Raw genomic sequence first — 24,198 nt, 5'->3', positions numbered from 1 at the left:
TAATCTGGATTAGAATTCAGTAGAAGAATCACATTGTATTTTGTTGTAGTGTTTTTTCAGAATGCTTAGCTGTATTTTTTTAATGAGATTTGAATGGAATAGATACGGCCACAATCTTCTAAAGTGGTCAATCTTCTATTGATCAATAGGTTTTTAGAACGTTGTCAATCTTCTCTAACATGTCTAAAAAGAAATAGCCCTACATAATGGGGGGCTATGTAGGGCTAAAAGTAGTATGAAAAAAAAGTTTTCAAGAATATTTCAATAACTGTGCCATTTTTTATCATTGAACGTGATTATTGGTTATAATGTATTGTAAACCTGTGTAGTATTTGATAATTATGCAAATCCATGGGGTATCGTATGTTTACTATAAAGGTGTAAGAGGCTGTCTAAAAAGCCTAAAAAACAAAACCCCGTCTAAAAAAGGCGGGGTTTTTTCATTGTTTGTCCTCAAAAATAATTATCTTCAAGGTGCAACCAAACAATAAGAAAGACAAATATAATGTTCAAATCTGAAAGTTTAAAATCGCCGAGTCTATTTCCTGAAGATATTTTTTCTAAAATTCCTCTAGACCATCCTGTTCGTCTTATCAATGCTGTTGTTGATGAGTTAGATATTAGTTCTATTTTAAGTCAATACAAAGGAGGAGGGACCACCAGTTATCATCCCCGTATGATGATAAAAGTCTTATTCTACGCCTATTTCAATAATATTTATTCATCGCGTAAGATTGAACGGGCTTTGACGGAGAACATTTATTTTATGTGGTTATCTGGTAATAGCTTGCCTGATCATCGCACGATTAATTATTTTCGCGCTAAGCGATTGAAAGGTCAAATCCATCAGCTTTTTGCAGATGTGGTTCGTCTGTTACAAGAATTACAATATGTTAGTTTACAAGTTCAATATATTGATGGAACAAAAATTGAATCTAGCTCTAACCGATACACCTTTGTATGGCGTGGTTCAGTGGAGAAAAACAAGGCTAAATTAGAAACAAAAATTCAAGATGTTCTCACAGAAATAGAGGGTCAAATCAAACAGGATCAAAGTGAACTCGCAAAAGAACACTGTTCCAAAAATATTGATAGTTTAGAGCTTAAAGAAAAAGTGACTCAGTTAAATAAACATAGGGCAGACCTACCCAAACCTACAGCTAAACAGCTCAAACAGTTAGAAGACGAGCATTTACCTCGCTTGCAAAAATACGAACAACAACTAGAAACTTTAGGTACTCGAAATAGTTATAGTAAAACAGATCCAGATGCTACTTTTATGCGAATGAAAGAAGATCACATGAAAAACGGGCAACTTAAACCTGCCTACAATACTCAAATAAGTACTGAAAATCAATTTATTACACATTATACTATTGCACAAAAATCAACTGACACCACTACCTTAATCAATCATCTAGAGACTTTTGAACAAACCTATGCACAACAAAGTAAAGAAGTTGTAGCAGATGCTGGGTATGGTAGCGAAGAGAATTATCTGTATTTACTTGAAAGAGAAATAACGCCCTATGTGAAATTTAATTATTTTCATATGGAACAGAAAAGAGCTTGGAAGAACAACCCTTTTCTACAACACAATCTTTACTACAATAAATTGTTTGATTACATCTTATGTCCAAATGGAGAAAAGCTACCTAATATTGGAAGTAGTACTAAATACACCACCACTGGTTTTGCGTCAAAAATACATCTGTATCAAGCTTCTAACTGCTTGAAATGCTCGTTAAAAGAGCTATGTAATAAAGCAGCAGAAAACAGAACAGTCTCTATGAATCATAGATTGGTTCAAATAAAACAACATATTAGAGAATTACTCAACTCTGAACGCGGTAAATATCATAGAAGTAAAAGACCTGTAGAAGTAGAAGCTGTTTTTGGACAACTAAAAAGCAACAACAAATTTACTAGGTTTACTCTAAGAGGATTAGAAATGGTCGAAATTGAATTTGGACTGATGGCTCTTGCACATAATTTAAGAAAACTTACTAAGAATAGAGAAAAATCGACTTTAAACAACAATTTTCATCCTAAAAAAGAGACTGATAAACGAAAAATGACAAATTATAAGTCTAAAACTCGTTTTAATTGCAAGAACTTTTAATCTAAGAGAAAAGTAACGTTTTATATAATACAAAAGAGGGTGACCTTTTGGGACACCCTCTTTTTGTTTTTGTATGTATTATTTATTGTATTTGCTTTTTGTTTGTAAGATTGATGAAAATGGAAAGTAAGATATAAATGAGGATAATCAATGGTATAGCCAAATACTGTAGTGTAATTAGCAATATGATTGATAGGACTACAAATCCGATTTGCAATTTATATGAGCTTAAATTCCCTGGTTTTATTTTTAGAGAAAACAGAGGTAATTCTGCGTTCATGATTATAGCACTTAAAATACTGATTACAACCAATAAATAAGGGTTACTTAAAACAGATATTATTGTTTCTGATTCTGTTGTTGCGATTATCATTGGAATACTCAAGATAAATAACGCATTACCAGGTGTAGGCAGTCCGATAAAAGAATCTGTTTGTCTTGTATCGATATTGAATTTAGCTAATCGGTACGCAGCACCTAAAGTAATTATGAAACCAAAATAGGGAACTACTCCCATGTAATATGTTTCTGGAGTGAGGTTGTATATCTCTTGATTTTCTTGTATGCTTGCTAACATTTTATAGACTACTAAGCCTGGTACAACTCCACTTGTAACCATATCTGCTAAAGAGTCTAATTGAAGACCTAATTCGCTTTTTACGTCTAAAATACGCGCAACGAACCCATCCCAGTAATCAAAAAATATTCCTAAACATACCCATAAAAATGCCATCGGGATATTGTCGTCGAATGCGTAAATACATGCGATTAATCCTGAAAGTAAGTTTAAAAGTGTTATTGCATTGGGAATGTGTTTTTTCATAATTGATTTTATTTGTGTATAAACTTTATAACGGTCTATCTATCATTAATGGTACAAATGTATCATAAAGTTACTAATTTTTATAGTGTTTGTTTGTATTACTTTATGTAATGCGCACTTTGAAAAGTAAAATGATATTGCTGCGAATCAAATTTCAAATGTGTTTTTTTTGCTACTATAGAGTCAATAGCGTTTGAGTGTATCAACAAGTTTGAGTGATTGTGTATTATTGGAAAAAGGAAAAGCACATTCACAATAGAATAAAATGGAATAGTAGGGTTATTGTAACTCATATTACGTGATAGTCTTATAAGTGAAATATAGTTGAGCAAGAAAGGAGTTTATTAATGGTGTAAGTTCACTGTGATATGTTTTTACAGCTATTGAAAGCAGAGGGGAATAGGTTTTCTTGGCAGTATTTGGCTAATTGGGAATACAGATTTACTACTAAAACGCTTTCTTAGGTGGTTAGGCAATTTTTTTTTATTGTAAATCATGAGGGAGTAAGCTATTTTTGTGATTACTCAATAAGAATTGAACAACTATTTATATCATCGTATATGGGAAAGAAAATAATGTGCGTGCTTTTATGCTTATGGTTTGGGCAAATTGCTTTGTCTGCAGAACGAGCTTTGTCTGATCGCGCTCAAATTAGTGTATTGACTATCGGCACAGGTCCTATGTTACACGAGTTGTATGGTCATACAGCTATTCGCGTTTTTGATCCGTCTTATGGAATAGATAGAGTGTACAACTTTGGAATGTTTGATTTCAGTACACCTAGTTTTGGATTGCGCTTTATAAAAGGTGATATGTTGTATTATGCCGATTATACATCAATGAAGGACTTCGTTAGAAGTTACGTTTATTACAATAGAAGTGTATACGAACAAGTATTGAACTTGACTGAAGATCAAAAAGAGAAGATTTGGCACAGTTTGGAAAATGCTTTAACTGAGGAAAACAAATACTATGTCTATAAATTTATTGACCAAAATTGTACAACAAAGGTTGTTGATATTGTCAATCAGGATACCAATACAGTAGTTGAAGCAGAGGTAACTGATAATATTAAAACGTATAGACAGATGTTTAATGACTATTTGGATAGTAGTTATTTTTTAAAGTTAGGGATAAACATGATACTCGGTGCTCGCATTGATCAGACGAATGACAAACAGTTTCTTCCTGATAAGTATATGATGGGACTTGAGCAAACGAAAATGGATGGCAAACCTATTGTAAAAGAAACCAAGACTATCTTTGAAGCAAACCAAGAGTTAAGAGCAACAACTCCATGGTGGGATACCTATGCTTTTTTTAGCTTGTTATGCGTTGTACTTGCTGTAATGTCATACAAAGTGAAAGCAATTCGCTATAGCCTAATATTAATTATTGGATTATTTGGAGCCTTCTTTTTATTTGTAAACTTTTACTCTTTTCACGTTGAGGTATTGAACAATAATATTTTACTATTGTGCAATCCTTTGCTGCTATTGCTCCCTTTCGTTAATACAAACATTAGAATGGGCAGAGTTTTGCATATCGTTTTGTTGATAGGTATGACAATTTATGTTGTTTTAAATATTACTTCTGAAAAATTAGTAGTTACTCTTCCTTTATATCTTTTAACTTTGTGTTTATTAATAATTGACAGAATTATTATAAACAAAAAAGATTAAGCTATGTTTTCAATTTTTAAATCTAAACCAGTATTAAAAGATTTAATACCCAATAATTATGTAGATATTCATTCGCATTTGTTATTTGGTATTGATGATGGTGCTAAAACAAAAGAGGATACAGTCTTCATTATTCAATCCATGAAATCTCTTGGGTTCGAACAAGCAATTACAACACCACACACCACACCTCTTGTATGGGATAACACCAAAGAAGGAATTTTGTCAAAATACCAAGAAGTAAAAGCAGTTTTACCTCAAGAAGCAGAGGCATTAAAGTTGCGCGTTGCATCTGAGTATTTGATGGATGAGAGTTTTCTCAAGAGAATAGCATCAGAAGAATTATTGACGTTAAAAGACAAATGTGTTTTAGTGGAGATGTCTTACATCAATCCGCCTATTCAATTACAAGATATATTATTTCAATTAAAGTCCAGAGGATATGACATTGTATTGGCGCATCCAGAGCGATACAATTTTTATCACAGCAATACGGATATGTATGCTAAATTAAAGAAAATGGGATGTCAATTTCAAATGAACCTACTTTCAGTGACAGACTATTATGGAGGTCACGTTTTGGAGGCTGCAAATTTTCTATTGAAAAACAATATGATAGACTTTGTAGGTTCTGATATTCACCATAGCAAGCACATCAAAGCGTTTGAATCAAAAGTACAAGTGAAAGATATAGGTAACTTTGAAAAAGCAATTGAGAACAATCAATTCTTTAGAATATAAGTTAAGATCTGTAATACAAAAAAGCCTAATCAATTGATTAGGCTTTTTTGTATTAAAATAGAATAAGTTTTCTCGGGTTATTTTGCAGGGATAACTTCTCCTTTAATTCTCAAGGGAACTACACCATTTACATAGTTAACTGCATTTGATTCTACAGTAATTGTTCGGCTAATACGGCCTACATTCATGTTGTATTGTACATCGATTTTTCCTTTTTGACCAGGTAAGATTGGTTCTGCTGGTTTAGAAGGAACTGTACATCCACATGTAGAACGAACATCAGTAATGATTAATGCTTCATCACCTGTGTTTGTAAACTCAAAAGTTCTAAGACCATTGTCTTTTCCTCTTTCTACTGTTCCGTAGTCAATGGTATTGTTTTCAGCTTTAAATTCGATTTTTGGTCCTTTTTGTGCGAATGAAACTGCACTTGCAAGTACCATTACTACTACTGCTAAAAATTTTTTCATTATACGTCTCTTTAATATTTGTTTTACTAAAATTAAATAAAATAGTTATTCAAGCAAATTAATAATTATAATACTTCATTTTAGGAGTAATTTTTTTATTATTAACGAGTAATAACTATTTTTGCTGATACAAAGATACGGAAAAAAAAGTTTAGTGATTTTTCACTACAAGTGAATTTTAATATTCATTATACTTTTTTAGAAGTGTTTAACGTTAAAACAAGTAAATTTTTTTAAAGAATGAGTATTCCTGCACAATTTGACGCGAAGCAAGTAGAGCAAAAGTGGTACCAGTACTGGCTTGAGAATAAGTATTTTCAGTCAATACCAGATCACAGAGAGCCTTATACAATTGTAATCCCTCCACCTAACGTAACTGGAGTTTTACACATGGGGCATATGTTGAATAACACAATTCAAGATGTATTAATACGTCGTGCACGTTTAAAAGGGCTTAACGCTTGTTGGGTTCCTGGAACTGATCACGCTTCTATTGCAACTGAAGCAAAAGTCGTCGCAAAATTGAAAGAGCAGGGAATCAATAAAAACGATTTAACACGTGAGGAGTTCTTAGCACATGCTTGGGAGTGGAAAGAAGAATACGGTGGAGTAATCTTGGATCAGCTTAAGAAATTAGGTTGTTCATGTGATTGGGACCGTACTAAATTCACAATGGACCCTGAGATGTCAGAACAAGTGATTAAAGTATTTGTTGATTTATATAATAAAGGTTTGATCTATAGAGGTTACCGTATGGTGAACTGGGATCCTGAAGCCTTGACTACTTTATCAGATGAGGAAGTAATCTACGAAGAAAGACAAGGAAAGCTTTATCATCTTAAATATCAAATCGAAGGTAGTAGTGAGTATTTAGTGATTGCTACCACTCGTCCTGAAACTATCTTAGGGGATTCAGCTATTTGTATTAACCCTAATGATGAGCGTTATACTCATCTTAAGGGAAAGAAAGCGATTGTGCCGATTTGTAATCGAGTAGTACCTATCATCTTTGATGAGTATGTAGATATGGAATTCGGAACAGGATGTCTTAAGGTGACGCCTGCTCACGATGTAAATGATAAAGATTTAGGTGAAAGACATAATTTAGAAATTATCGACATCTTTAATGCCAATGCAACCCTGAATGAACAAGGATTACATTATGCAGGTAAAGATCGCTTTGTAGTGCGCAAAGAAATCGAAGCTGAGTTAGCGTCTATCGGAGCTTTAGACAAAGTGGAGAACTATGTGAATAATGTTGGTACTTCTGAACGTACAAAAGCAGTTATTGAGCCAAGGCTTTCGGATCAATGGTTCCTTAAAATGGAAGAATTGGCAAAACCTGCATTAGAGGCAGTATTAGAAACAGAGGATGTTAAGTTATATCCAAGTAGATATAATAATACATATAGAAGCTGGTTAGAGAATATTCGCGATTGGAATATCTCTCGTCAGTTGTGGTGGGGACATCAAATACCTGCTTTTTATTACGGAACGGGTAAAGAAGACTTTGTCGTTGCTGAGACAATTGAGGCTGCTTTAGAATTAGCTAAGGTAAAATCGGGCAATTCAGCAATGACTGTGGCTGATCTAAAACAAGATGAAGATGCATTAGATACTTGGTTCTCATCTTGGATATGGCCAATGTCTGTATTCAATGGAATTAATCATCCTGATAACAAAGAATACAACTACTATTATCCAACAAATGATTTAGTGACTGGACCGGATATTATTTTCTTCTGGGTAGCGCGTATGATCATGGCAGGATATGAGTACACTGGTAAACAGCCATTTACAAATGTATATTTTACGGGGATTGTTAGGGACAAACAACGTCGAAAAATGTCTAAATCATTAGGAAACTCTCCTGATGCCTTAGGATTAATTGACAAGTTTGGAGCTGACGGTGTTCGTGTAGGACTGTTATTATCTGCTTCTGCGGGAAATGACATTATGTTTGATGAGGAATTATGTGCTCAAGGAAAAGCTTTCACTAATAAAGTGTGGAACGCATTCCGTCTAATCAAAGGATGGGAAGTGTCTGAGACATTAGCACAACCAGAATCTGCTAAAGTATCATTAGCATGGTACGAAGCGAAGTTACAGAGTGCTTTAGTAGAGATAGAAGATCACTTCTCTAAATATAGAATTTCGGATGCGTTAATGACCATCTATAAATTAGTATGGGATGATTTCTGTTCTTGGTTCTTAGAAATGATCAAACCAGGTTACCAACAACCAATCGACAAAGCTACTTTCGAGAAGACTATCGAATTGTTAGAAGCTAACTTGAAATTGTTACATCCATTTATGCCATTCTTGTCAGAAGAAATTTGGCAACATATTAAAGAGCGAGATGCTGCTGATGCATTAGTTGTATCTGCATGGCCAGAGATGACGTCATTTGATGAAAACTTGATTAAGGAGTTTGATTTCGCTACAGAAGTTGTTGCAGGTATCCGTACTATTAGAAAAGACAAGAATATTTCGTTTAAAGAAACGATAGACTTAAAAGTAATCAACAATGATAAAACGTCAGCATACTACGATAGTATCATCTCTAAATTAGGAAACGTTGTTTCTATAGAGTATGTATCTGAACAAGTAAGTGGAGCACTATCATATCGCGTAAAATCTAACGAGTACTTTATTCCTGTAACAGGAAGTGTAAACTTGGAGGAAGAAATCGCTAAGTTAGAAGATGAGTTGAAATACTTAAAGGGATTCTTGAAATCTGTACAAGGGAAATTGTCAAACGAGAAGTTTGTAAATGGAGCTCCTGCACAAGTAATCGAGAATGAAAGAAAAAAAGAAGCAGATGCTTTAGCTAAAATAGCTACTATTGAACACAGCTTAGCTGGATTAAAATAGCATTGTATCTCTTAACTATAAAATGCCTCTAATTAGCACAAGCTAATTAGAGGCATTTTTTTATCTTCGCACTTATGAAAATTAATGTACATAAACATGGGGCAACTGCACAAGTTGAAGGCATAGAGATTGTTAATCAATATCCTACAACTTTAGACACGTCTTTACCTGCTTATTCGGTAGGTATCCACCCTTGGTATATTAAGGAGGATAATATAGAGGAAGAATTGAGGCTGTTAGAATTGCAGTTGCAAGGAGTAAACTGCTTAGCAATAGGAGAGTGTGGTTTAGATAAAAAGGCGAATATTTCGTTAAATATTCAAGTTGAAGTATTCAAGAGACAGTTACTACTTGCAGAAAAATATAAAAAAGCAGTAATTTTGCACGTCGTTTCAGCCTTTCAAGAGGTTATTGCAATTAAGAAGCAGCTGAATATCAGTGTTCCTTTGATTATTCACGGATTCAATAAGAAGCATGAAGTAGCAGAAAGTTTGTGGAAAAACGGTTTTTATTTGTCTTTTGGCAGGCATTTAATTGACAAGGAGAGCTTACAGAGTACTTTTTTGCAAGTTCCCAAAGAGCGATTGTTTTTAGAAACAGATGACGCTGCTGAAGTGACTATTGCTGAGGTATATCAAGTAGCCGAGAGGTTATGTAAAGATATAGAAACGATAATAGAGCAGAATTATAGAACAGTATTTAATAGATAACAACAGTCAATAGACTGATTAATAAATAGAATTAATGGCGATTTGGCAAGAAAGAGCAGAATTACTTTTTAAAGAAGAAGGTTTACAAAAACTGAAAGAGGCAAAGGTATTAGTTGTAGGATTAGGAGGTGTTGGATCATTTGCAGCAGAATTTTTAGCAAGAGCAGGAGTTGGTAGTATGACTATTGTCGATGGAGATACAGTGGATATCACTAATATCAATAGACAATTGCCCGCTTTGCATTCTACAGTAGGTCAACCTAAAGTAAAGATCGTTGGTGATCGCCTTTTGGATATCAATCCAGAATTAAATCTTACGCGCATAGAAGAATTTATTTCTCCAGAGCGAGCACACGAAATAGTTACTTCGGATTTCGATTATGTGTTAGATTGTATTGATAGTATTACTCCAAAGATAAATATCATTTTGGCAGCTAAACGCAAAAAAGTAAAGGTTATTAGCGCTATGGGAGCAGGAGGAAAGATGCAGGTGAACAAAGTGGTTGTGAAAGACATAAGCAAAACAGATGTGTGTCCTTTAGCTAAACAAATCAGAAAGCGCCTGAAGAAAGAAGGTATTTCGTCAGGGGTTAAGGCTGTTTTTTCTGTGGAAAAACCCGATGAAAGTAGCTTGAAAATGACTGATGGAAAGAATTTTAAAAAGTCTTTTTTTGGGACAAATAGTTGGATGCCTGCTTTATTTGGTTTGACTTCAGCCGAGGTAGTTGTGAGGTATATTTTAGAAAAATAGTAGGAGGGTATGCGTGTACTTCTGTACCCATTTTCTTCAATTAAATAAAATTAAAAGCCTTAAGAATGGCTAATTCTTAAGGCTTTTTTTGGCTTGTAAGGTGAAGGTTAGTATCCAATAGTAAATTGTCTATTGAGCAGTTGTTTGTTGTTTACTTCATCTATAATTGCAACAGCTAAATCTTCTACAGATATTCTACTTCTACATTCGCTGTCATATACGGGCGTATTTGTACCATATCTAAATCGACCGGTACGCACTCCTGTGTTTGTGGGGTTCATTTCTATTGCTGGACTACAATAAGTCCAGTTAAAGGATTCCTCTTGACTTAATATTTTTTCGAAATAATCCTTAGCGGCTAAGGCTCCAGGTTTTATAACGTCTGGAAAATCTGCTGAGTTAACCAACTGTAAATTTGGTTTAATGTATAAAGTACCAGCCCCACCAATGACTATTAACCTTTTTGTATGGCTATCTTTTACTGCTTGGTGAATAGAAGTAGCACCTTGTATATAATCGTCATAGAGGTTTGGATTAGTCCAACCAGCATTAAAAGCACTGATGACTGTATCAGCACCTTTTAATAGTTCTGTTAGTTTATCTGTTTCCATTACATCCACAGATTTTAAAGTAAGCAAACTTGATTGAGCAATCGCTTCAATGTTGCGCGCCATCGCGGTAGTTTCTATATTTCGATAAACTAATTCTTTCAGTATCGCTTTTCCTACATAACCAGTAGCGCCGATCAAAACAACTTTTTGCATAGTACTTTACTTTTTATTTGTGGTAAAAGTAGTTAGTTTAGAAGTTGATAGAATAAAAAACCGACTTAAACTAGAAATTTCTTAATCTAGGTTAAGTCGGTTACTTAAGAATGATGATCTTCTATTCTTAATATGATGGAATTACGTTAATGACCATCAAAAACTGTAGAATAATAATTACAGCCGTTAACAACCACAAATACAGGAAGGCTATTCTCTGTGAGAAAGGTTGTTTTTCGCCAGCTTGTTTCTGTGCTTTCTTTAGGATTAACATGGGCATTATTAAAGCTAAAACAACTAAAGAAACAGAAGCATATCCCAAGGCAACGATGAATCCATCAGGGTAGAACAAAGCAAATCCTATAGGTGGTAAAAACGTTAATAAAATCGCACTTGTATTGTTTTTAATCAACGGCTTGTGTTTCCCTAAATCCTTTATATAGTCTTTTAGAGCCATTGCAACTCCCCAGAAAGAAGTTAGTATAGCTGCTCCCGCAAAAATATTAAAAGCAACCTTGATCACTTTGGAGTTTTCAATTTGGCGAATTGCTTTTAGTAGCCCTTCTATCTTTGTGTTTTCTTTTAGTATTTCTGTAAAAACTCCTTCATTAATGTTTCCAAGTATGGTTAACTCCCAAATCAAATACAATAATAAAGGGAGTATACTACCGACAAAAAACACCCACTTTAATTGTTTTAGATTGCCATCCAAGTATTTTACGAGTGTAGGTATAACGACATAGAATCCAAAACTGGTAAAAATTACGGGAATAGTAGCTAATACGGGTATTGCATTCGAAGGTTTATGCAATAGGTATTGAGCTTCTATTTTTGGGAGTAATAAGCCTATTACTACGCAGAGAAAAATTAATTTAATTGAGAATACTATTTTAGTACTTATATCGACAAGTCTTGTACCAAATGCAATAATACCTCCAAACATGACAGTAAATAAAATAGCGGATACTTCGGTAGATATTTCTCTGTTGAGCCATAGTTCTAAATTTGTGCGAAGGATATCTCCTCCTCCTGTAATATAGGCAGATACCAAGGCATACATTAAAGTAAGCATGCTGATTGCAGTAATAATTGCTCCAGTATTGCCAAGGTATTTGAATGTCAATGTATTTAGACCATCTTCTTTAGAATTGTATTTGTAAACATCAACCAAAAGTATCGAAGTGTAAAACATCGCGAACCAGATACAGAACAAGATAAAGGCCATAAAAGTAAAACCTACACTTGCTGAGATGATTGGCATTGCTAACATTCCTGCGCCGATGGTAGTCCCTGCTACAATAAGGACGCTTCCGATAATTTTTTGCATTTTTAAATTTTGTTTTATTAATGTTGATGATGTACTATTTTGTTAATCTAATATGGGTAATATTCCCATAGTCATTAGTATTTGAATAACTAAAATACCAGCCCCAAATAGGAAAATGAATGAAAAGGCTACTTTTTGTAATAGTGTAATCTTTTCTTTTCGATGTCGCTTTACTTGTATGTACAAAAGTACTGGAATGAAAAGTGAAGTGATCACGACTGATATGGCTGCGTATCCTAAAGCAATAATAAAGCCATCAGGATAGTAGAATACAAATAACAAAGGCGGTACAAAGGTGATAAGGTAAATTACGAGTGAATTATTTGCAAACACTTGTTTTTTGCTCAAGTCTTTGATGTAATCAAATAAAGCCAATGCTACTCCTAAAAAAGAGGTTAATATAGCAGCCGCAAAGAAAATATTTAGTGGAATATTAACCCATTTGGATGTAGTCACATTCTTTACTGCTCTTAGTACTCCAGAAGGTCCTTTGCTTTCATTGATAACGCTGTATAATGTTTGTTGATCTACACTTCCTAAGATTGATATTTGCCAAAACAAATACACAATTAAGGGTAAAATACTTCCGTATATGAATGCCTTTTTAAGCAATTTCGTATCTCCATTTAAATAGTTTACCATACTTGGTACGACAATGTGAAATCCAAACGAGGTGAATATAATAGGTATGGAAGAGAAAACTAATGCTCTTTCAATAGGAAGGCTCATTAAGTTCTCTATTTTGACAAACCCAAACATAAATAGGATAACGACAAGCAAGAAGATTAGTTTAATCATAAATATCCATTTAGTTGCGATGTCTACTACTCTTGCTCCTAATCCCACAATACCCCCAAAAACAATGGTAAAGCCAATGGCTATTACTTGGGGACTGAGATTAACTCCAAACCAATTTGAGATATTCAATCGAAGAATATCAGTACCACCTGCAATATAAGCACAGACAAGTGCGTACATCAACGTGAGCATACTAAAACCTGTGATATATTGCCCTGCTTTTCCTAAATATCTAAATACCATTGTGTTTAGACCATCTTCGTGTGAGTGATCGCGATAGGTATCTACCAATAGAATTGCTGTATAACACATGGCGAACCATATAAAAAACATGATTAAGGTAATTCCTGAGAATCCAACACCTGAGGATATTATTGGCATTGCGAGCATTCCACCTCCTATAGCTGTTCCAGCAATGATTAAGGTACTTCCAATTAGTTTACTATTCACTTTGTTAATGATTTGGTGTCTATTATGAGTAAAAAATAAATATATGTTTTTATTTATTAAAATAATAGAATATGTTGTACGATTATTTGATTTTTTATTATTTGTATTTAGCTTAAAATATGTTAATGTGCTTCTCGAGGCTACCGAAAAGGACACTTTGCGAAACATTGTTTATATTTGTACTAATACTAAATAGTAAGTTATGAGTATGGATAAATTAGAGAAACAGCTCACTGATAAAAAGATTAATCCAACTGCTATGCGATTGTTGATCTTAAAGTTTTTGAAACAACAAAATGGCGCTGTTTCCTTAGCAGATATTGAATCAAGCTTCGAGCAATCGGATCGCGTAACTATTTATAGAACAGTAAAAACCTTTGAAAGCAAAGGATTGCTACATAGTATTACCACAAATAATGTTACTCAATATGCTTTGTGTTCTCAGGAGTGTGATGCTAATAGTCATCACGATACTCACTTACATTTTGTCTGTAGTAGTTGCAAAAAGACAATTTGTTTGACGCAAGTTTCTATACCTCAGATTGAAATACCTCAAGGTTTTCAATTAGATGATATTGAAATTGTTGCTAAAGGGATATGTAGGGAATGTAAATCCTAATATCGATAATTGCTGCTGCTAAATCGATACTTTGAGATAACGTGGCTTATAATGTGTAGAGCGTGTTCTCTTGAATTTTCAATGAACCAAGTATGTGTATTAAGTCCACCACATACTACACCTGCTAAGTACAGGTTAGGTATGTTCGTTTCCATTGTCTCAGGGTTATAAATTGGTGTAAGTGATTCTGTATTGGCAATTTCTATTCCCAATTGCTTTAGGAAATCAAAATTTGGCTTGTAGCCAGTAAGGGCTAACACAAAATCATTTTTTAGTGTGATATCTCCATTTGGAGTATTTACAAGGACACTATCTTCCTTTATTTCAGTAAGGTTACTATTGAATAAAGCTTTGATACTTCCTTCTTTTATTCTGTTTTCTATATCTGGTTTTACCCAGTATTTAACATGGGAACTAATTTCTCCATCTCGAATAACCATAGTGACATTTGCTCCTTTACGGTAGCACTCTAAAGCTGCATCAACAGAGGAGTTACTTGCTCCTACCACTACCACATCCATACCTGCATAAAAATGGGGATCATTGTAGTAATGCGTAACTTTAGGTAAATCTTCTCCTTTGATATGAAGTAAATTAGGGATGTCGTAAAAACCAGTTGCAATAATGACATTACTCGCCTTGTAGTTTGCTTTATTCGTCGTTATGACAAAGTGATCACTTTCATCTTTTTTAGCATCGATAACAGTTTCAAATAAATTAATCTTTAACTCATTCGATGTCGCAACTCTTCTATAGTATTCTAAAGCTTCATTGCGTCGTGGTTTTTTCTCTGTAGAGATAAAGGGTATATTGTCTAATTCGAGCAAATCAGCTGAAGAAAAGAACTGCATATTGACAGGATAATAATACAGTGAGTTAACTATACAGCCTTTTTCAACAATAAGGTATGATAACCCTTGTTTTTTTGCTTCTAGTCCGCAAGCTATACCAATCGGTCCTCCGCCTACTATCACTATATCAAATTGTTCCATGTTTTTTTACAGTATGATTATTTTATGTATTACACAAAGATACTTATTTCTTTTAGGAATAGGGAGGTAAAAAGGAAGATTAAATGAAATAGAAGTCTAAAAGGGAGGGATTGTTATTTGTTTTCATGTTCGTCATTCTATCGGACTTGTAGCAAGTGTAAAAAGAAACAGGGAACCAATAGGCTCCCTGTCAAAGTGAGGTTATGCTATATAACCTATATTTTAATTAAATACTATAAAGCAAATAGATTATTTAGTTGCTTTAGTAGAAATTTTAATTTTGATTTCGTCGTTGATAATTTTATCTCCAGCTAAATCTTTAACGATTGAACCTGAGTTAAAGTTAACTCCCCATTTAGTTCTATCAATAGCAAACTCTTCAGAAACGATAGTAACATCATTATCAGTTACAGTTACCGTAGCAGGGAAAGTAATTGCATTAGTAGCTTCTTTCACAGTCAAGTTTCCAGTAACCATTTGTTTTCCATTTTCTTCTGCAATAGAAGTTAATTCAAAAGTTGCAGTTGGGTATTTTCCTACGTTAAAGAAGTGGTCTGCTTTTTCTTCAGCACTCCCTTTTAAGTGAGCTTCTAATCCAGCTTTTCCATCAGGATCTGTAATATCAGTTACATTGATAGTATTCATGTCAAGAACAAAAGTACCATTAGTAACTTTTCCTTCTTTTACGAATACTTTTCCTTCTTTTAAAGTAATTGTACCTGTGTGATTGTCACCAGATATTTTTCCACCAACCCAGTCAATTTTTGAGTCAGCAGCTACAACGTTGTAGTTGATCGCATCAGCAGCTGGTGTTGTAACCTCTTGCTCTGTTGTAGTTGTTGCTTTGTCAGCATTTTTGTTACCACATGATGTCAATGATAACGTAGCGATAACCGCTAAAGTCAATACAATTTTTTTCATTTTTTTTAAATATGCTAATTTGAGTTGCACAAATTTACAATAGTTCTAAATAATAAACAACGAGTCAGAAAAAGATGACTGTGTTTTTTTTTGAATAAAAAAAAGCTGTACGATTTCGTACAGCTTTTAATATTGTGATTATAAAATCTTATTCAGCAATTAATTTACCTTGCATCATTGCGAAGTGAGCAGGGAATGAACATAAGAAATCATAAGTACCAGCTTCAGTAATAGTGAATTCAATTGTATCTGACTCACCTCCACCTAAAGTTTTTGTATGAGCAACTACGTTGTCTTTTCCACTAGCTGGGATATAATCTGTATCAGGTGATTGTGCACCTTCAGTTGCAAATGCAGTAAGATCAGTTCCTGGTTTTAATAATACCCAGTTATGTCCCATTACAGCTTTGTCCATTTTCCCAACGTGCTTAAGAGTTAGTTTAATTGTTTTTCCAACAGGAACTTTAATTTCAGTTTTGTTAAACTTCATTTGATCATCTCCTGTAATCAAAACTCTAACTGTCTCTTTTTTATCAGTTGTAGCTTCTGTTTGTGCTCCTTCTGGAGTAACTTTTGCATCTTGTTTTTTATCTCCACAAGATACGAACATAACAGCAGTAATTGCCAATGCGAAAACAGTATTTAATCCTTTCATAATTATTGAATTTATGTTAAATGTAAAAAATTAGTTTTTTTATAACTATAAAGGTAAGATAATTCTGTGAATTAAGGTTAGTGGTAGTTCAAAATTTTGTTAAAACTTTATATTTCTTTAAAGCTTGATATGATATTTATCAGTTTTTCACTTTCTACCTCACTGTTTTTGCTCGTAGTCCAACTGATTATTTCATAATTGGCTTTTTGGCCTTCTATCATGACTTGAATCATATACATATACGTTTCGTTTTGAGACATCTTTAATTCATAGGTCTTACCAGGCAGCCCATTAATACGTACTTCATTTTCTTTGACTATCTCGTAATTAGGTTTTTTGTTGTAACGCGCTAAAGCTTTATCAATAAACGCACTGAAATCGCTATCTTCTGTCTTAGCTTCTTTTGTTGCTACGAAATACACTTGTTTGAAAGTATTACCATATTGCAAATCAGCATTAGGAAACAAGTTTTCCATTGGTGCAAGATTTCCAGGCATCTCGATTGTATAATAATTTTCTACGGTTAACGTAGTTGGGGGTGTTACTTTCTGGTTACAACTAATAGTAGTCAAAGCTAAGAAAGCTATAGCGATTATCTTTTTCATTGGAGTATATATTTAGGTTCTTATAAAAGTACTAATAATTTGCTATTCTCAGTACTAAGACCATGTTAAGTTTAGGTGTTTAGGCGAGATACAATTGTTTTATATAGAATGGAAATGTAGGAGGTGTTATTGTTCAGTTTGTTTGGTTTAGCGGATTCGTTGAGGTGTTTCCGTTATCATTGCATTATGTTGGGGATGTGGTCGGCTTATAATGGCACTTTTTAGCCGACCACAAGCCTATCACAAGCCGACCACAAGCCGACCACCCTCTTATTTGATGTAATAAAGACTACATTGTACAGAAATTATTTGTTTTTTCCTTAGCCAGTTCAACGGCTTGCTTCTTAAAAGCTGCATCGTAAGTCTTTCTAATTCTTTTCATAAGTCAAGGATAAGTTTTTATGCTTAACTCTTTGTCCAGACTAAGTTAGCAAGTCCAGTTTTACTATGATCCGTTAGGAAGACGTATCGCCAAGACGCATAAGGGCATCACCACCCGCTGGGTATGGGATGGCAATGTGCCACTACACGAGTGGCAACACCAGCATGCCTACCCTCGCCTGATGCAGGTAAACGATACAGGTAAGCTGTGTAAGGTCACAGAACCTACGGATAGTATCACGACATGGTTGTACGAAGTAAATTCTTTTGTACCTTGTGGTAAGATTAAGGATGGGGAGCACTTTAGTATTGTGAGTAACTATCTCGGTACACCGGAGTATATGTATAGCTCAGAAGGGGAGCTAGTCTGGCATGGTGTCTTAGATATCTATGGTCGTATCGATATGAAGGTAGGTAAGCGGATGGACTGTCCGTTTCGATATCAGGGACAGTATGATGATCTGGAGAGTGGTCTATACTATAACCGCTTTAGGTATTATAATCCTGATATGGGGATGTATGTTAGTCAGGATCCTATTGGGTTAAATAGCCGTAACTATAATCTATATAGTTATGTTAGAGATACTAATCGAATAACAGGCCCTTTTGGTCTAGATTGGGTTTATATCTTAGAAGATAGCAAAGGGAAACCATATTATGTTGGTCGCGCAGGAGATGACATGAGCCTGATGGATGTAGCTAGAAGGCACAATGCAACAGAAGGAACTATAGATGGAGCACGTTTCGGGGAAGGTGATACCTTGAAGAGAAAAACAGACTTTGATATTAAGCCTGACCCTGTTAGAGGTTTAGAACAAATCGGTATTGACGATACAGGTGGAAAAATAGGTAGAAGTCAAGAGTTTAGACGAGGTAATAATATCGATGGTATCTCAGAAAGAAAGCGAAAGAAAGCGGATGGTAAGAAAAGAATGAAACAAGGTAGAGAGTTCCTAAATAAAGAAAATGTAAAGAAAGTAACTGAACTTCCTACTCTTGAAGAATTAACATTCGATGAATTTGACAAAAAAAGAAAACACAAGCATTAGGAATATGAAGAATGAAATAGATAAAAAAGCATATAAAATATTGGATAAATATGCCTTTGAAGATGATACCTCTCTGTGGAGACATGATGACATTAATTACGCTATCACTAAAGGGTATTGGTTAACAGAACCTAAAGAAGACTCTATTCCCCATAGTGATTTTATTAAATTATTAGCTCGTGTACATGTAGAGATGAATAAACAAAAATGTACTAATCTATTCTTAAGAAGCCTGACTCTGAGCCGACCTGACTATCGTGTAGGTCTTGGGGTAATGGCTATAATGAAGACCTTTCCAACACATACATTCTATAATAAAGAACACAATTTAGAAGAGGAAGAATATGATAAAGTAAAATATGTAACAACTCCCTGTTCTATCTGCAATGACTATATGTACCAACCTAGCTCATTAAATAGTTCATTACTTTATTTAATGTATCTAGGGGGAGGAAAGAGTCTTGACTTAACAAACCTTTATGTAGGCATGCTTATAGATAAACGCTTAGAAGAGGAGACACCAACTGATGAAGATATAGAACGATTCTCAGCAATCTTAGATCTCGTTCTTTCTAGTGAACAGAAGGATACACCTACGATTTTAAGAAAAAGATTAACCAAGAGTAGACTACTTCATAAAGAACAAACAGATCAGGTTCAATCTTTCTTGGGACTACTAGGGTACTGTGGAATACTTCACAGTGATAAACATCTAGGAGCATTTTATGAATATAGACAGCTAGGTTGCCCTCCACACAAAACACATAATTCAGACTGGTCTTACCCAGTTGATTTCTGGTTAGGAGAATATGGTATCGATAAAGTTGCTTTTAAGTATTGGTTCGGAGAGTATAAAGGATTGGAAAAATATTGGAAATGATGAAAAGGACTTAGTTTTAATTAGCTAAGTCTTTTTAGTATCATCTGCAACTATCTCGGTACACCTGAGTATATGTATAATGCTACGGGGGACTTGGTCTGGCATGGTGTCTTAGATATCTACGGACGTATCGACATGAAGGTAGGTAAGCGGATGGACTGTCCCTTTAGATATTAGTTGCAGTATGATGACTTAGAGAGTGGTCTATACTATAACCGCTTTAGGTATTATAGTCCTGATATGGGGAATGTATGTGAGTCAGGATCCTATTGGGTTGATGGGAGGTATGGCGCTGTATGGGTATGTGCATGATGTGAATGGGTGGCTGGATCCTTTTGGGTTGTCAGCTTTAGGTGGAGGATAAGGACCTGTAAGAAAAGTTAACAAAAATATGGGAGGCGAAGTTAATCACATGCCTGCAAATTCGGCTACCCAAAATGCTGGTGGATTAGGAGGTAAAAAGATATCTAAGTATAAAGGACTTGGAATTCTAATGGATGTTGCAGATCATCAGAAAACAGCTAGTTGGGGGTCATTTGATTCTGCTGTTATATGGAGGTAAGTTCAAGAAGATTTGATTAGAAGAGGTAAGTTTGGAAAAGCAATGGAAATGGATATAAGAGATGTGACACGCAAATTTGGAAATAAGTATAATGATGGAATGAAAGATATGATAGATTATGCAATAGATAAACAATATATAACTAAACAAGAAGGAAAAAGATTAAAGCGAAAATACTTACATCATTAATATGAAAATAAATATTGAAAGTAGAACCTCGATAAATAATAATTATTTAGGAACTAAGAAAAATAAGATAGTTGAAGACATTGATAATATTACCTATTATTATGAATTAAATGCACAAAATGAAATAGAAACTTTATCTGTACGTTCTTGTGATGAATTTAATTTAGATAAGGAAAAGGTTACATATAATAACTTTGATATAATATCAACCAAATATAAGGCAATCGAAAGTGATGATGATACCTATTATTTCCTTCAACAAAACTTAGTAATATGGTTAAATAAAGAAGAACGTTGTTTTAATGAAATTCTTATTTATAAAGAAGAACTAAGTTCTTTTTACAAAGAAATGTGTACTAAAAGTAAAAAAAGAACTGAATCCAAAAGAGAATTGTCTGAACTTGTAACTTTTTTACCTTACATTGGAATTAATTCATTTAAATTTGATTCTACTGCTACAGAATATGCAGATTTAAATGAACTAGAAGTAATGTCTAATAAATTTTATATTGATAAAAGTAGTTATCTATTGAGGTTTGATAAAAATAAACTTTCTCAAATAACAATTTATAGACGATTATTTAAAGGTAATATTATATATAATGATCTAGATTTAAATAAAAAAGAAAATCTAGAATATTTAACTAAAAATAGTTCAATAATAGAAAGAAAAGGATATTGGGTTTTACCTGAAATAGGAATAACTATAAGTAATGATTTTGAAGAATTATTCTTTTTTAACAAAGAGTTGTTAAAATTCTGGATAATGATAAATAGACCAATTACAAGTTGGTAATAATAAAAGATCTAGCCATAATTAGCTAGGTCTTTTTTTTTTAACTTAAAACAAGTGTATAGTAGTTTAAAAAATGATACGATACACTGTTTTATCTTCGGAGAAGCCGTAGATACAGCTACAGGGCGTGTGACCAATACCAATACAGATATAGAGTTACAAGGGGCAATTCCTTCAGCGTAGAATAGGCATCAAAGGCAATATAAAAGCCAGTGACCGATACCAATGGGGACCGGGTAATCAGCTTCGCTCTATCATCAGTAATCTCACTCGCTCTAAGGTGGACTTCGAGTACGACCAGTGGGATAACCTGGTTAGTGGAACGTATAGCGGAGCTACTGAGCTTAAGACCATCTACAAGACACCTGATGCGGTGGAGGGCCGAACGTTAAGAAATAGTCCTGTGGACTATTTTAGTGATGGAGCCAGCAGGCGTGCGAGGGAAAACGAGAGTGCGAAGCAAGACGACAGAGTCTATGATACAGGTGGTAAGCTGATGAGTGATAAGCATCACTATTATTACTATGACAGCAAGGGGAACTTGATTTACAAGGAGTATAAAAAAGCTGACTTATTAGGCGCACTAGATAAGTACTACGTCCGCGAGCATCTAAAGGCTAAGCCTAAGGGCAGTGGTATCGGGTATATGTATAAGTGGTCAGTCAGCGGACAGCTTACTACTGTATTTAGTTCTAGCGGATTAGAGACGTATTACTATTATGATCCGCTGGGCAGGCGTATCGCTAAGACGCATAAGGGTGTCACTACCCGCTGGGTATGGGATGGCAATGTACCGCTACACGAGTGGCAACACCAGCATGCCTACCCTCGACTGATGCAGGTGAACGATACAGGTAAGCTGTGTAAGGTCACAGAACCTACGGATAGTATCACGACATGGTTGTACGAAGTAAATTCTTTTGTACCTTGTGGTAAGATTAAGGATGGGGAGAGTTTTAGTATTGTGAGTAACTATCTCGGTACACCTGAGTATATGTATGATGCTACGGGGGACTTGGTGTGGCATGGTACACTAGATATCTACGGTCGTATCGATATGAAGGTAGGTAAGCGGATGGACTGTCCGTTTCGATATCAGGGGCAGTATGATGACTTAGAGAGTGGGCTATATTATAACCGCTTTAGGTATTATAGTCCTGATATGGGGATGTATGTGAGTCAGGATCCTATTAAGTTTTTAGCTGGGATAAAATTCTATCCATACGTAGAAGATTCAAATATAGATTATGATTCATTAGGACTTATTTCTGAGGGAAAGTTTGGAACTTTTAAAGGAACTAAGAATACTCTAGATGAAGTAGGAAATGGTATTCAAAGGCATCATTTAAATCAAACTGGAGTATTCAATTTTGATAGGGATTCAGGAAGGGTAATTGGGTTAGAAGGTTATGCTTCTCGAAAAGGGAGTCAACATTATAAGGCTCATTTACATATGGATGATTTTTATGAAAAGTTAAGAGTTAAAGGGAAGATTCCATCCGTTTTTAGATATAATGTTGAATTATATAAATCACTGAGAAAAGCAGAAATGGGAAGAAGGGTAAGTGTGAAAGGAGTATATTTTGCTGTATTAGAACAACTTACTAATGGTAAATTTCCATGGAATAAAGTAGATAATATTAATGTTAAACGTGTAGCACATCATTAGAATATAAAATAATGAATTTAAAAGAATTATTATTTGGAAAGAAGATAGAGATTTCACCAAAAATGGATGAAATAGCTCAAAAGTTAATAAATAATGAATGGTTTATTAATTGTGGACCTGAGCATCAAGTTGAAATAGAAACCTATTTTAAGCTAGATCAAGTGCGTACTATTGATGAAGTAGAACAAAAGATGTCTTATAAAAAAGATGTAAAGAATTTTGTTACACTCGATAATCTTTTTATTGAGTCAGCCCGAAGAGGAAGTTTATTTAATCTGCTATACTATCCTAATGATAAAAACTCATCTAAGTATAATAATCTTACAGAGGCCATTGATAAAAAGTATATTAAAAAAGGATTATTTAAACCTGATTATATTTTTCACTTATTTAATGAAAAATATAATGTAGATATTGATTTATACATTAATAGATTATTTATAAATATTTTAGTTGAATTGTATTATAAAGAAAAATATCCTGAGTATCCTACTTTTTTATTGGATAATATCGATATCTATCTTAAAGGAAAGATTATAATTGGTTGGGTAGGAAGGTTTGGAAGTCATGAAGTTGTTGAAACTGATATATTCCCAATTTATCCAGAGGAAGGAAAAGTTAATATTTGGTAATACTAAAAAAGACTTAGTTTTAATTAGCTAGGTCTTTTTAATTACTTAGGTACTTCTACGCATGCTTATGACAAACAAGGTACCGAATTTTGGCATCGTCAGTTAGACATCTATGGTAGATGTATTAAGGTAGATAATGACTTTGTTCCTTTTTTATATCAGGGGCAGTATGATGATCTGGAGAGTGGTCTATACTATAACCGATTTAGGTATTATAGTCCTGATATGGGGATGTATGTGAGTCAAGATCCTATTGGTCTTATGGGAGGTATGGCGCTGTATGGGTATGTGGGTGATGTGAATGGGTGGCTGGATCCTTTTGGATTGTCAGCTTTAGGTGGAGGATAAGGACCTGTAAGAAAAGTTAACAAAAATATGGGAGGCGAAGTTAATCACATGCCTGCAAATTCGGCTACCCAAAATGCTGGTGGATTAGGAGGTAAAAAGATATCTAAGTATAAAGGACTTGGAATTCTAATGGATGTTGCAGATCATCAGAAAACAGCTAGTTGGGGGTCATTTGATTCTGCTGTTATATGGAGGTAAGTTCAAGAAGATTTGATTAGAAGAGGGAAGTTTGGAAAGGCAATTGAAATGGATATCAAAGATATAAAACGAAAATTTGGAGGAAAGTATAATGAAGGTATGAAAGATATGATTGATTATGCTATTGACAATGATTATATTACAAGCAAAGAAGGTAAGAGATTAAAACGAAAATATTTATATCATTAAA

Annotated in this window: 28 protein-coding genes; 19 read left to right on the top strand and 9 right to left on the bottom strand. The window is 34.2% G+C overall.

The annotated features are described in order from the left end of the window. Positions 1-505 precede the first annotated feature (505 nt). Entirely contained in the window at positions 506-2,122 is a 1,617-nt protein-coding gene (locus tag NWE55_RS03890; RefSeq protein WP_258204053.1) for an IS1182 family transposase, read from the top strand. Positions 2,123-2,204: 82 nt separating this feature from the next. Here the strand turns inward: NWE55_RS03890 and NWE55_RS03885 are convergent, their stop codons facing one another. Continuing rightward, positions 2,205-2,945, bottom strand: a complete 741-nt coding sequence (locus tag NWE55_RS03885) for a CDP-alcohol phosphatidyltransferase family protein (RefSeq protein ID WP_155093066.1) — start codon at positions 2,943-2,945, stop codon at positions 2,205-2,207. Between the two features lie 560 nt (positions 2,946-3,505). Between NWE55_RS03885 and NWE55_RS03880 the strand changes: the two genes are divergently transcribed. Together NWE55_RS03880 and NWE55_RS03875 are read left to right on the top strand one after the other, a co-directional pair. Next, a complete protein-coding gene (locus NWE55_RS03880) occupies positions 3,506-4,627 on the top strand; it encodes a lipoprotein N-acyltransferase Lnb domain-containing protein (RefSeq protein WP_258204616.1) in 1,122 nt (373 codons plus the stop codon). 3 nt (positions 4,628-4,630) lie between these two features. Beyond that, complete coding sequence (locus NWE55_RS03875; protein ID WP_155093064.1) at positions 4,631-5,368, top strand: tyrosine-protein phosphatase; 738 nt, start codon at positions 4,631-4,633, stop codon at positions 5,366-5,368. 77 nt (positions 5,369-5,445) lie between these two features. Here the strand turns inward: NWE55_RS03875 and NWE55_RS03870 are convergent, their stop codons facing one another. Continuing rightward, entirely contained in the window at positions 5,446-5,838 is a 393-nt protein-coding gene (locus NWE55_RS03870) for a DUF1573 domain-containing protein (RefSeq protein ID WP_155093063.1), read from the bottom strand. A 240-nt stretch (positions 5,839-6,078) separates the two neighbouring features. Here NWE55_RS03870 and NWE55_RS03865 point away from each other — a divergent pair, with 240 nt between their 5' ends. The 3 genes from NWE55_RS03865 (at position 6,079) to NWE55_RS03855 (ending at position 10,173) form a co-directional block, all read left to right on the top strand. Beyond that, positions 6,079-8,712, top strand: a complete 2,634-nt coding sequence (locus NWE55_RS03865) for a valine--tRNA ligase (RefSeq protein WP_155093062.1) — start codon at positions 6,079-6,081, stop codon at positions 8,710-8,712. A 74-nt stretch (positions 8,713-8,786) separates the two neighbouring features. Beyond that, positions 8,787-9,422, top strand: coding sequence for a TatD family hydrolase (locus NWE55_RS03860; protein WP_155093061.1), 636 nt, complete (start codon positions 8,787-8,789; stop codon positions 9,420-9,422). Positions 9,423-9,456: 34 nt separating this feature from the next. Then, positions 9,457-10,173 (top strand): tRNA threonylcarbamoyladenosine dehydratase, encoded by a 717-nt coding sequence (locus tag NWE55_RS03855; RefSeq protein WP_155093060.1) that lies wholly within the window; start codon positions 9,457-9,459, stop codon positions 10,171-10,173. Between the two features lie 107 nt (positions 10,174-10,280). On the opposite strand, the gene NWE55_RS03850 is transcribed toward NWE55_RS03855, so the two are convergent. From NWE55_RS03850 to NWE55_RS03840, 3 genes are all read right to left on the bottom strand, one after another. Beyond that, positions 10,281-10,937 carry an NAD(P)-dependent oxidoreductase gene (locus NWE55_RS03850; RefSeq protein ID WP_155093059.1) on the bottom strand — a complete coding sequence of 219 codons (657 nt, stop codon included), beginning with the start codon at positions 10,935-10,937 and terminating at the stop codon, positions 10,281-10,283. Positions 10,938-11,064: 127 nt separating this feature from the next. Next, positions 11,065-12,264: an aromatic amino acid transport family protein gene (locus tag NWE55_RS03845; RefSeq protein ID WP_155093058.1), complete on the bottom strand. Its 1,200-nt coding sequence runs from the start codon at positions 12,262-12,264 to the stop codon at positions 11,065-11,067. A 42-nt stretch (positions 12,265-12,306) separates the two neighbouring features. Next, a complete protein-coding gene (locus tag NWE55_RS03840) occupies positions 12,307-13,512 on the bottom strand; it encodes an aromatic amino acid transport family protein (RefSeq protein WP_160339839.1) in 1,206 nt (401 codons plus the stop codon). Positions 13,513-13,714: 202 nt separating this feature from the next. Here NWE55_RS03840 and NWE55_RS03835 point away from each other — a divergent pair, with 202 nt between their 5' ends. Then, positions 13,715-14,131, top strand: a complete 417-nt coding sequence (locus tag NWE55_RS03835; protein ID WP_155093056.1) for a Fur family transcriptional regulator — start codon at positions 13,715-13,717, stop codon at positions 14,129-14,131. Here the strand turns inward: NWE55_RS03835 and NWE55_RS03830 are convergent. The 4 genes from NWE55_RS03830 to NWE55_RS03815 all read right to left on the bottom strand — a co-directional run bounded on the left by NWE55_RS03830 (position 14,128) and on the right by NWE55_RS03815 (position 17,304). Beyond that, positions 14,128-15,123 carry a YpdA family putative bacillithiol disulfide reductase gene (locus tag NWE55_RS03830; RefSeq protein ID WP_155093055.1) on the bottom strand — a complete coding sequence of 332 codons (996 nt, stop codon included), beginning with the start codon at positions 15,121-15,123 and terminating at the stop codon, positions 14,128-14,130. The two genes, NWE55_RS03835 and NWE55_RS03830, sit on opposite strands and share 4 nt — an antisense overlap. Before the next feature lie 249 nt (positions 15,124-15,372). After that, positions 15,373-16,044 (bottom strand): YceI family protein, encoded by a 672-nt coding sequence (locus NWE55_RS03825; RefSeq protein ID WP_155093054.1) that lies wholly within the window; start codon positions 16,042-16,044, stop codon positions 15,373-15,375. A gap of 148 nt (positions 16,045-16,192) precedes the next feature. Then, the gene (gene azu / locus NWE55_RS03820; protein WP_155093053.1) at positions 16,193-16,699 is read right to left on the bottom strand and encodes an azurin; all 507 of its coding nucleotides are present in this window, start codon (positions 16,697-16,699) and stop codon (positions 16,193-16,195) included. A 107-nt stretch (positions 16,700-16,806) separates the two neighbouring features. Further along, complete coding sequence (locus tag NWE55_RS03815; RefSeq protein WP_155093052.1) at positions 16,807-17,304, bottom strand: DcrB-related protein; 498 nt, start codon at positions 17,302-17,304, stop codon at positions 16,807-16,809. Positions 17,305-17,867: 563 nt separating this feature from the next. Here NWE55_RS03815 and NWE55_RS03810 point away from each other — a divergent pair. From NWE55_RS03810 to NWE55_RS03750, 12 genes are all read left to right on the top strand, one after another. Continuing rightward, positions 17,868-18,734 carry an RHS repeat domain-containing protein gene (locus NWE55_RS03810; protein ID WP_155093051.1) on the top strand — a complete coding sequence of 289 codons (867 nt, stop codon included), beginning with the start codon at positions 17,868-17,870 and terminating at the stop codon, positions 18,732-18,734. 4 nt (positions 18,735-18,738) lie between these two features. Next, positions 18,739-19,614 (top strand): hypothetical protein, encoded by an 876-nt coding sequence (locus NWE55_RS03805; RefSeq protein WP_155093050.1) that lies wholly within the window; start codon positions 18,739-18,741, stop codon positions 19,612-19,614. Between the two features lie 199 nt (positions 19,615-19,813). Next, on the top strand, positions 19,814-19,978 hold the full coding sequence (locus NWE55_RS17035; RefSeq protein WP_155093048.1) for an RHS repeat-associated core domain-containing protein: 165 nt from the start codon (positions 19,814-19,816) through the stop codon (positions 19,976-19,978). Positions 19,979-20,005: 27 nt separating this feature from the next. Further along, a complete protein-coding gene (locus NWE55_RS03795) occupies positions 20,006-20,176 on the top strand; it encodes a hypothetical protein (protein ID WP_155093047.1) in 171 nt (56 codons plus the stop codon). A gap of 12 nt (positions 20,177-20,188) precedes the next feature. Then, positions 20,189-20,365, top strand: coding sequence for a hypothetical protein (locus tag NWE55_RS03790; RefSeq protein WP_155093046.1), 177 nt, complete (start codon positions 20,189-20,191; stop codon positions 20,363-20,365). A gap of 1 nt (position 20,366) precedes the next feature. After that, positions 20,367-21,161, top strand: a complete 795-nt coding sequence (locus NWE55_RS03785; RefSeq protein ID WP_258204615.1) for a hypothetical protein — start codon at positions 20,367-20,369, stop codon at positions 21,159-21,161. Between the two features lie 54 nt (positions 21,162-21,215). After that, the gene (locus NWE55_RS03780; RefSeq protein WP_258204614.1) at positions 21,216-21,344 is read left to right on the top strand and encodes a hypothetical protein; all 129 of its coding nucleotides are present in this window, start codon (positions 21,216-21,218) and stop codon (positions 21,342-21,344) included. Positions 21,345-21,441: 97 nt separating this feature from the next. Further along, positions 21,442-22,830 carry an RHS repeat domain-containing protein gene (locus NWE55_RS17030; RefSeq protein ID WP_155093044.1) on the top strand — a complete coding sequence of 463 codons (1,389 nt, stop codon included), beginning with the start codon at positions 21,442-21,444 and terminating at the stop codon, positions 22,828-22,830. Positions 22,831-22,841: 11 nt separating this feature from the next. Next, positions 22,842-23,462: a hypothetical protein gene (locus NWE55_RS03765; RefSeq protein ID WP_155093043.1), complete on the top strand. Its 621-nt coding sequence runs from the start codon at positions 22,842-22,844 to the stop codon at positions 23,460-23,462. A gap of 108 nt (positions 23,463-23,570) precedes the next feature. Next, on the top strand, positions 23,571-23,810 hold the full coding sequence (locus NWE55_RS03760; protein ID WP_308860669.1) for an RHS repeat-associated core domain-containing protein: 240 nt from the start codon (positions 23,571-23,573) through the stop codon (positions 23,808-23,810). A gap of 27 nt (positions 23,811-23,837) precedes the next feature. Continuing rightward, on the top strand, positions 23,838-24,008 hold the full coding sequence (locus NWE55_RS03755; protein ID WP_155093047.1) for a hypothetical protein: 171 nt from the start codon (positions 23,838-23,840) through the stop codon (positions 24,006-24,008). Positions 24,009-24,020: 12 nt separating this feature from the next. Next, positions 24,021-24,197 (top strand): hypothetical protein, encoded by a 177-nt coding sequence (locus NWE55_RS03750; RefSeq protein WP_155093497.1) that lies wholly within the window; start codon positions 24,021-24,023, stop codon positions 24,195-24,197. The last annotated feature ends 1 nt before the right edge of the window (position 24,198 follow it).

The organism is Myroides albus, from assembly GCF_024722315.1.
Taxonomy (GTDB): Bacteria; Bacteroidota; Bacteroidia; order Flavobacteriales; family Flavobacteriaceae; genus Flavobacterium; species Flavobacterium album_A.
The sequence above is the reverse complement of the archived record's forward strand: the minus strand, read 5'-3'. Positions and strand labels throughout refer to the sequence as shown.